This is a genomic window from Megasphaera sp. DJF_B143, assembly GCF_900320625.1.
Classification (GTDB): domain Bacteria; phylum Bacillota; class Negativicutes; order Veillonellales; family Megasphaeraceae; genus Megasphaera; species Megasphaera hexanoica.
This window is the reverse complement of record NZ_ONTA01000246.1, coordinates 1-6,635: the sequence shown is the minus strand read 5'-3', so window position 1 is coordinate 6,635 and position 6,635 is coordinate 1. Positions and strand designations below refer to the sequence as shown.

The 6,635-nt window shown below is 50.7% G+C and carries 6 protein-coding genes and 1 pseudogene; all 7 read right to left on the bottom strand.

Translation table 11 applies throughout. The features are described from left to right. Positions 1 to 154: 154 nt before the first annotated feature. Complete coding sequence (locus tag DBO31_RS07275; protein WP_059075641.1) at positions 155 to 1,051, bottom strand: hypothetical protein; 897 nt, start codon at positions 1,049 to 1,051, stop codon at positions 155 to 157. A gap of 10 nt (positions 1,052 to 1,061) precedes the next feature. Beyond that, positions 1,062 to 2,000 carry a phosphodiester glycosidase family protein gene (locus DBO31_RS07270; RefSeq protein WP_059075640.1) on the bottom strand — a complete coding sequence of 313 codons (939 nt, stop codon included), beginning with the start codon at positions 1,998 to 2,000 and terminating at the stop codon, positions 1,062 to 1,064. A 30-nt stretch (positions 2,001 to 2,030) separates the two neighbouring features. Next, positions 2,031 to 2,849, bottom strand: coding sequence for a polysaccharide deacetylase family protein (locus DBO31_RS07265; RefSeq protein WP_150824817.1), 819 nt, complete (start codon positions 2,847 to 2,849; stop codon positions 2,031 to 2,033). Positions 2,850 to 2,922: 73 nt separating this feature from the next. Continuing rightward, positions 2,923 to 3,885 (bottom strand): C-terminal binding protein, encoded by a 963-nt coding sequence (locus DBO31_RS07260; RefSeq protein ID WP_059075638.1) that lies wholly within the window; start codon positions 3,883 to 3,885, stop codon positions 2,923 to 2,925. Positions 3,886 to 4,103: 218 nt separating this feature from the next. Continuing rightward, positions 4,104 to 5,651, bottom strand: a complete 1,548-nt coding sequence (locus tag DBO31_RS07255; RefSeq protein ID WP_150824816.1) for an ABC transporter permease — start codon at positions 5,649 to 5,651, stop codon at positions 4,104 to 4,106. Further along, on the bottom strand, positions 5,648 to 6,397 hold the full coding sequence (gene phnC, locus DBO31_RS07250; RefSeq protein WP_150824815.1) for a phosphonate ABC transporter ATP-binding protein: 750 nt from the start codon (positions 6,395 to 6,397) through the stop codon (positions 5,648 to 5,650). Before phnC ends, DBO31_RS07255 begins: the two co-directional genes overlap by 4 nt. A gap of 23 nt (positions 6,398 to 6,420) precedes the next feature. After that, a pseudogene (locus DBO31_RS07245) lies at positions 6,421 to 6,635 on the bottom strand (PhnD/SsuA/transferrin family substrate-binding protein); the annotation flags it as partial.

Here is a 6,635-nt window from a genome sequence, read left to right as displayed (position 1 = left end):
GTTTCTTCATCGTCCCAGTCAGCGGTTTCAAAGGTTACTTCTTCTTTTACTCCCTTGAACATGTCCTCCAAAGAACGGTTCTTGGGAATTTTATGTTTTGCCATGCAAATTCACTCCTTATATGCCAAAAGGCGCCAAGATGGCGCCTGGGCAGTTATTTCTTTTCATCCATCTTATCAGCTGCTTCACGCATGCTGTTCAGTGTAATCTTTGAAAATTCTTCCGGCGTCTTATAGGTAGCAATCTTGGTAAAGCCTTTCTTCAAACGGCCCCGGTATGCAGCAACCACTTCGTTGTCGGCATTCATTTCGGCAATGAAGATTTCCTGTCCGTCGATGCCTACGAGGCGGAATTTGCCGCTCGGTGAGATTTCACGCCAGCTGCTGGTCGCACCATCAAACATGTATACGACACCCGTGCGCAGATTATCATAGAAGAAGATATCCTGATCATAGAACACGGCAATGCGGCCGATATTTTCTGCCTGGACATTAATGCGCCGCGTATCGTAGTTGGCATCGGTCCGGTAAATACGATATTTATCTTTATCGACTTCCAACTTCATGTATACCACATTGGTTGCTGTCGAATACGCGACATCGACGATTTTGCTGTCCCGTGGCGCATTTTCAATGGGCGTATCGAGTTCGCGGTCCGGATAAATCGGGTTATACTGGGCAATATAAACGCCATAACGGCCAGTCTTTTCATCTTTACCATACGTCGCGAAAATAGCCAGATTCCGGTCAGGCAGCCATTCAAAGAAGGACACCTTGCGTCCATGGAGACGGATGCGTTGTGGTTCACTCTTCTGACCCGCTTCATAAATAGAAACCGTGTCATCGACAACGGTTGCCATGAACCTCTTGTCGTAGGAATAATAGGTCTGGCCATTGGGTTCGGCCCCATATCCCATTTTTTCCTGCTGATTGGTCCCACCGATCTGGAAATCCGACGTCGGCGCAAAAAGGAACTGATCCAGGTAATAATACACGCCGGCCTGGATAGCTATGCCTGCAGCAAAGGCCAAAAGCACTTTTTTCAGCTTCATTCGTTCCCTCCTACTTTACAATAAACGCCGTCGGAATCATCCGTTCTCCGAGGAGATCTGCCGGTTTGTTGACAACTTTACCATTGAGATACAATGTAGAACTGGAACCCCCATCGAGATTAGCAGCAATATAAGCACCCTGTTCGTACATGATATTCTGCAAATCCCGCAGCGTCGCGCCGATAGAATATGATGGTTGACGTCCATCGATGACCAGGAACAGGACTGTCCCGTCTTTCCGCTGGCCGATAGCCGTACGGGGGCCGACGCCCCAGCCGCCATCACCGGCGGTAATCATCTTCTGACCATTGACAATCAATGCCGGGCCAAAGGAAATCCCTTCCTGGATATCCATGGAAATGAGTTCCCCTTTACTGTAATTGCCGGCTACGAGATTGCCGTCCTTCGTAAAGCCGATAAATTCGTTGACTTCACTGTTATCAGCATCGCCGCCTAGGACAAACTTGCCATCGTGGAGGATGAATCCATAAGGACTGCGGCCAGTTCCGGTACCATTGGCATCATAGAACCCGCCTGCATTAATAGCCGCGACAGCGTTGTTGCGCTGGGCGATACCGCTGGTCGTATCGCCTTTTTCATCCATATTTTCAGCTGTGCCGACCTTAACTCGTTTGGGGTCGGGGATTTCCAGGAGAAATCCCTTGAACCGGCTCGATTCGATATTTTGCAACTTCAACGAAGAATCAGTGCGGACTTTGAACTTGAATAATTCCTGCTTCGGTGCCGTACTGATGCCTCCCAGTATCTTATCGATTTCGTCCTGGGAAAAGAGCCAGGTGATATACTGGGGATGACGGCTTTTCAGAATAGCCCCGACAACGGTCCGCTTGATATTATCAAAAGGTCCGAAGAGAACGACTACGGGAGACGTTACAGCAAAAAACAAGAGCAGGACTACAAAAAATTTACCTATTTCCTTCAGCTTCATAATTACCTCATTCTAAGCACACCGGCTGCCTTACCGTTGTTCGTACTTTTCAGTCGTAATGCGCTGTCTGAAATTATCTATGTCCACTTCATTGCCAATCCAGATACGTTTGACCGCATAGGGATTGTCACCATATTTTGCCCATCCCGGATTCATGGTAAAGGCCAGCTTAATGCCATATTTCTTCATGACCTTTTCCGCTTCCGGGCTGTTACCGCCATAGGGATAGCAGAAAAATTCATTGGTTATGCCCAGCTGTTCTTTAAGTTCAGCCTGGCTTTTCTGCATTTCTGTATCCAGTGTAGTACCGCCCATCTGGTTCAGCCGTTCATGATGATACCCATGAGATGCAATTTCCATGCCCGCAGCCTTCATTTCTTTAATCTGCTGCCATGTCAGGCGCGTCCCCTGATCCGCATCATACGTAGGAATGAATACCGTACAGGCAAACCCATATTCCTTCATGACCGGCATGACAATCGAATAGGTATCGGGATATCCGTCATCAAAGGTCAGGACAACGGGACGGACAGGAACCGGTTTGTTATGGACCATGTATTCATAAAGCTGTTCCATAGTAATCGGATGAAAATCATTATCCTTCAGGAACTTCATCTGCTTACGGAAATTTTCTTCTGTCAGACAGGCCTGATTATGAGGGTCATCGGGATCAACGCCAATCATATGGTACATCAGAACCGGAACGCCGTTCTTAGGTACTGCCATTTCCACCTGTGCAGTCTGGGCAGCTGGCGCATCTTTCTTCTGGGATTCTTCCCCGGAAGAGCCACAACCTGCCAGCAGAGACAGACATATCAGAGCCATGCCTAGTAGTTTCCAAATACGCAAAATTTAGAAGCCCCCTTCTCGTATACTTGTGTTACGTACTATATTTTACAAGATTTTGACTTTTGGTGCAAATTTATGGATAGGGCACGAAAGACAGTTCCTCTTCATGACCAGCCAGGAAAAGCCGTATCTGCCGCTCTGCCTCGTGGAAGAGTGCCTGTTCTCCTTCTACAGAGTGAGACGCTACACTCGGTGTCAGCAAAAATTCCGGCCGGGTCATCATTTTGAGCATCATCGGGCTGGGATGTTCCATAGACAGGACATCCAGTGCCGCACTGCGGATATGCCCGTCATCGACAGCATGGTATAAGGCCGCTTCATCAGCCAGTCCACCACGGCTGCAATTGACGAATATGGCTCCTTCTTTCATTTCCTCAAACTGTTCTTCCCGAAAAATATACCGCGTCGTTTCATTGAGTGGTATGTGCAGCGATACGACATCGCTGGTCCGCAGCAGTTTGTCGAAATCAACGGGCCGGACCCGTTCTTCCATCATGATTTTTTCGTCAACAAACGGATCATAGGCCTGTATTTTACATCCAAAAGCCTGCATCCGTGCCGCAACGGCCCTGCCTGTACGGCCGTAACCAATCAGGCCGATAAGGTTGCTGCCCACACGGTGAAGCGGCCAGCCAACAGCGCCGTATTCCCAACGGCTGTTGTTGCGGATATCGTTCTGATACTCGGGAATCTGCCGCAGGAGAGCCAGCATCATAGCACATGTATGATCGGCAATGTCATCCACACAGTACACCGGATTACAGAGCACCTTCACACCCCGCCGGGCTGCCGCCTGCAGGTCTACATGATCGACCCGCGAACGGAGGACGACAATCAACTTTAATTCATCTAACTGGTCCAGCAGGGATTCCGTTATAGGTTCATCCCGACAGACAAGAACATCACAATCTTCCAGTCTTTCTGCCATTTCTTCTTCATTTGTGACCGGGCAATACGCTACATCGGCAATATCGCCCAACCGCTCGCCAAAATCATCTTCATCCTGATGCGTAGCAAGAATACTTATGTGGTACATATCACAGCCCCTTCTCTCTTAGAAATAAAGAATTTAGTCATAGATATACAATTAAATATATATCACATTACCGGTCAAATAGCAAGCCTTATGCACAAAAGGAACTGAATCCGCCCGGCGCCAATACGGCCCGGCAGGAAAATCTCCGCACGCTGGCAAATCTCTGAAAAAAAAATTCCAGACAGTATTCTCAGAGGAACATGCCTGGAATCATCAGATTACTGTATTTCACTGAGCCGTTGTTTTTTACGCAGCCATTCCGAAAAGATCTCTACGATCGTTACCAGCCCGGTCATGCCCCATAAAAGGGCTCCCGCTGCAGCCCATTCGTAATGCATCATCGCCAGTATCAGCGGCGTTCCGATACCGCCGGCCCCAACCAGGCCCAGGATAGCGGCATCGCGCAGATTGACATCGAACCGATACAAGACAGCCGCCCCGTAGCGCGGTACCAGCTGTGGCAGGACAGCCCAGCGGATGGATCGTGCGACGGATATTCCCATAGCCCGGTATGCCCGGTACGGTTCCAGCCGGATATCATCGATAGCGATGAGAAATCTCTTGGCCAGAAGGCCGACACTGCACAAGGATAAGGTCAGTACGCCGGCAAAAGGACCGGGGCCGGTAACGCGGATCCACATCAGGCCGTACACAAATACAGGAACGGCACGGATGAGCAGCAATATCAGCCGCGAAGCCAGTGCAGCCGGCACGGGAAGGAGGCGGAAACTGGCCGAAAAAGAAAACCAGGCAGCAATGACCGTCCCTCCCAGCGTGCCCAGGAAGGCAATACAAAATGTCTCATACAGAAGCCAGGGGACGCCATCATGAGCAAGGGAAAATATCATCGACCAGTCGGGATGAAGGATTCCCTGCATAATAGCCGCTGCAGCTGCCATGCCCTTTCCATCCATATCTGGCAGCACCAGCGTCTGAAAAGAGGAAAAAAACAGTACGGCCAGCGTCAGCAACAACAATACTTTTTTCATGCGGGACAAACGACTCCTGCCTGAAAGGACCTGGCGCAGCCATTCACTGACACCTTCTGTCAGCAGGACGACGACGTACAGCAGTAATAAAATCATGCCGACTTCACTGTATTCACGCCAGGCCAGCCTTTCATTCAGTAAAATTCCGATACCTCCGGCCCCGACATATCCCAGGATAGCCGCATGGCGGACATTGGCTTCCAGCATATATAATACATTAATCAGATACCCTGCCAGGACAGCCGGCAATACAGCCCGGATAAAAGCCCGCAGGCGGCCGCATCCAGCTGCTTCCAGTGCCTGCGCCGCCCTTAAGTCGGCGTTTTCCATATCTTCATAGCCCATACGGACCATGACCACCGTCGTATAGATACTCAGTGCCAGCGTCCCGGCCAGCGTTCCCAGTCCGACGAGGAACGTACAAAGGAGTGCCAGAATCAGTGCCGGGATAGTCCGGATGAGATGAATGATAGTCTTAAACGGAATCCGCAGCCAGGCATGAGGATTGAGATAGGCATTAGCAAAGGACGCCCCCACCAGGCCCAGCACGGCCCCGATTCCCGTACCGGCCAGAGACATCTGCACCGTCGCCCAGAGCGGAGCCAGTACGACCCTGGCATAGGAAGTTTCTGGCGGTATCATCGCTCCGGCAATGTCAAAGAATCGCACGCCTCGCCTCAATAGAAGAGACAGAGATACATCGGTGCTTTCCCCGCAAAGGATGATCAGTGCCAGAAATAGCATCCCCATGCCTGTTCGGCGCAATGAATATCTCATGATTGCGTCCTCCCATACAGGTCCTGCAGCCGGTCATCTGTCCAGTCTGCCGGAGGCCCGTCAAAGAAAATGCGTCCATCTTTCAGCCCGATAATCCGGTCCGACCAGGTCCGTGCCTGTTCGACGTTATGACTGTTCATGACGACAGTAAGCCCCTGTTTCTTCTGCAATTTGCGCATGAGTTCCAGAACCTGCCGGGCTGTCAGCGGATCCAGCGAGGCAACCGGTTCATCGGCGAGAAGAATCGTCGCATCCTGCATCAGCGTCCGGGCAATAGCTACACGCTGTTTCTGACCGCCGCTCAATGCATGGGCGGGGATCTGGCTGTATGATTCCAGCCCCACGGCTTTCAGGGCAGCCATGGCCTTTTCTTTTTCTGCCTGGGGAAAACACCCGGACAAGGCTCTCCACAGCGGAACGCGGGCCAGACTGCCATTCAGCACATTCTGCAGACACGTACACATATCGACAAGACTGAAATCCTGGAAAATCATGCCGACCCGCTGCTGGATTTTCCGCCTGCCCCGGCCGTTCAGCCTGTCAAAACGGGTACCGTCAATCCAGACCTCACCCGAATCGGGCCGCACCATATGGTTAAACAAGCGCAGCAATGTCGTCTTGCCGGCTCCGCTGGGTCCGATGACCGATACAAACTGTCCCGTCGGGATAGAAAGCGATATATCGCGCAGTACAGGATGCTGCTTTTTATAGGACTGGCAGACGTGCTTTAATTCCAGCATAGCCATGGTTCTTTCCCCTTTTCACATCATTACTTTAATTCCTGCTGAACTTTCCGTTCTCCATCATAATCCGAACTCTGAGCCCAGTCATATCCTTTATGGCCCAACGTCTGCAGCACTTTCAATCCTTCATCGGTCTTTCCGATTTCAATGAGCGATTCGCCGAGGGCTTTGCGGAAGTTTTCATCCTGCATGACCTTGCTGGTCTTGCTGACGCTGACCGTATCGTTATAAATCTTATCCG

Bases quoted from the DNA above. Each gene is read 5' to 3' on its own strand.
- DBO31_RS07275 (WP_059075641.1), bottom strand. From the start codon at position 1,051: ATGAAGCTGAAAAAAGTGCTTTTGGCCTTTGCTGCAGGCATAGCTATC.
- DBO31_RS07270 (WP_059075640.1), bottom strand. From the start codon at position 2,000: ATGAAGCTGAAGGAAATAGGTAAATTTTTTGTAGTCCTGCTCTTGTTT.
- DBO31_RS07260 (WP_059075638.1), bottom strand. From the start codon at position 3,885: ATGTACCACATAAGTATTCTTGCTACGCATCAGGATGAAGATGATTTT.
- DBO31_RS07255 (WP_150824816.1), bottom strand. From the start codon at position 5,651: ATGAGATATTCATTGCGCCGAACAGGCATGGGGATGCTATTTCTGGCA.
- phnC (WP_150824815.1), bottom strand. From the start codon at position 6,397: ATGGCTATGCTGGAATTAAAGCACGTCTGCCAGTCCTATAAAAAGCAG.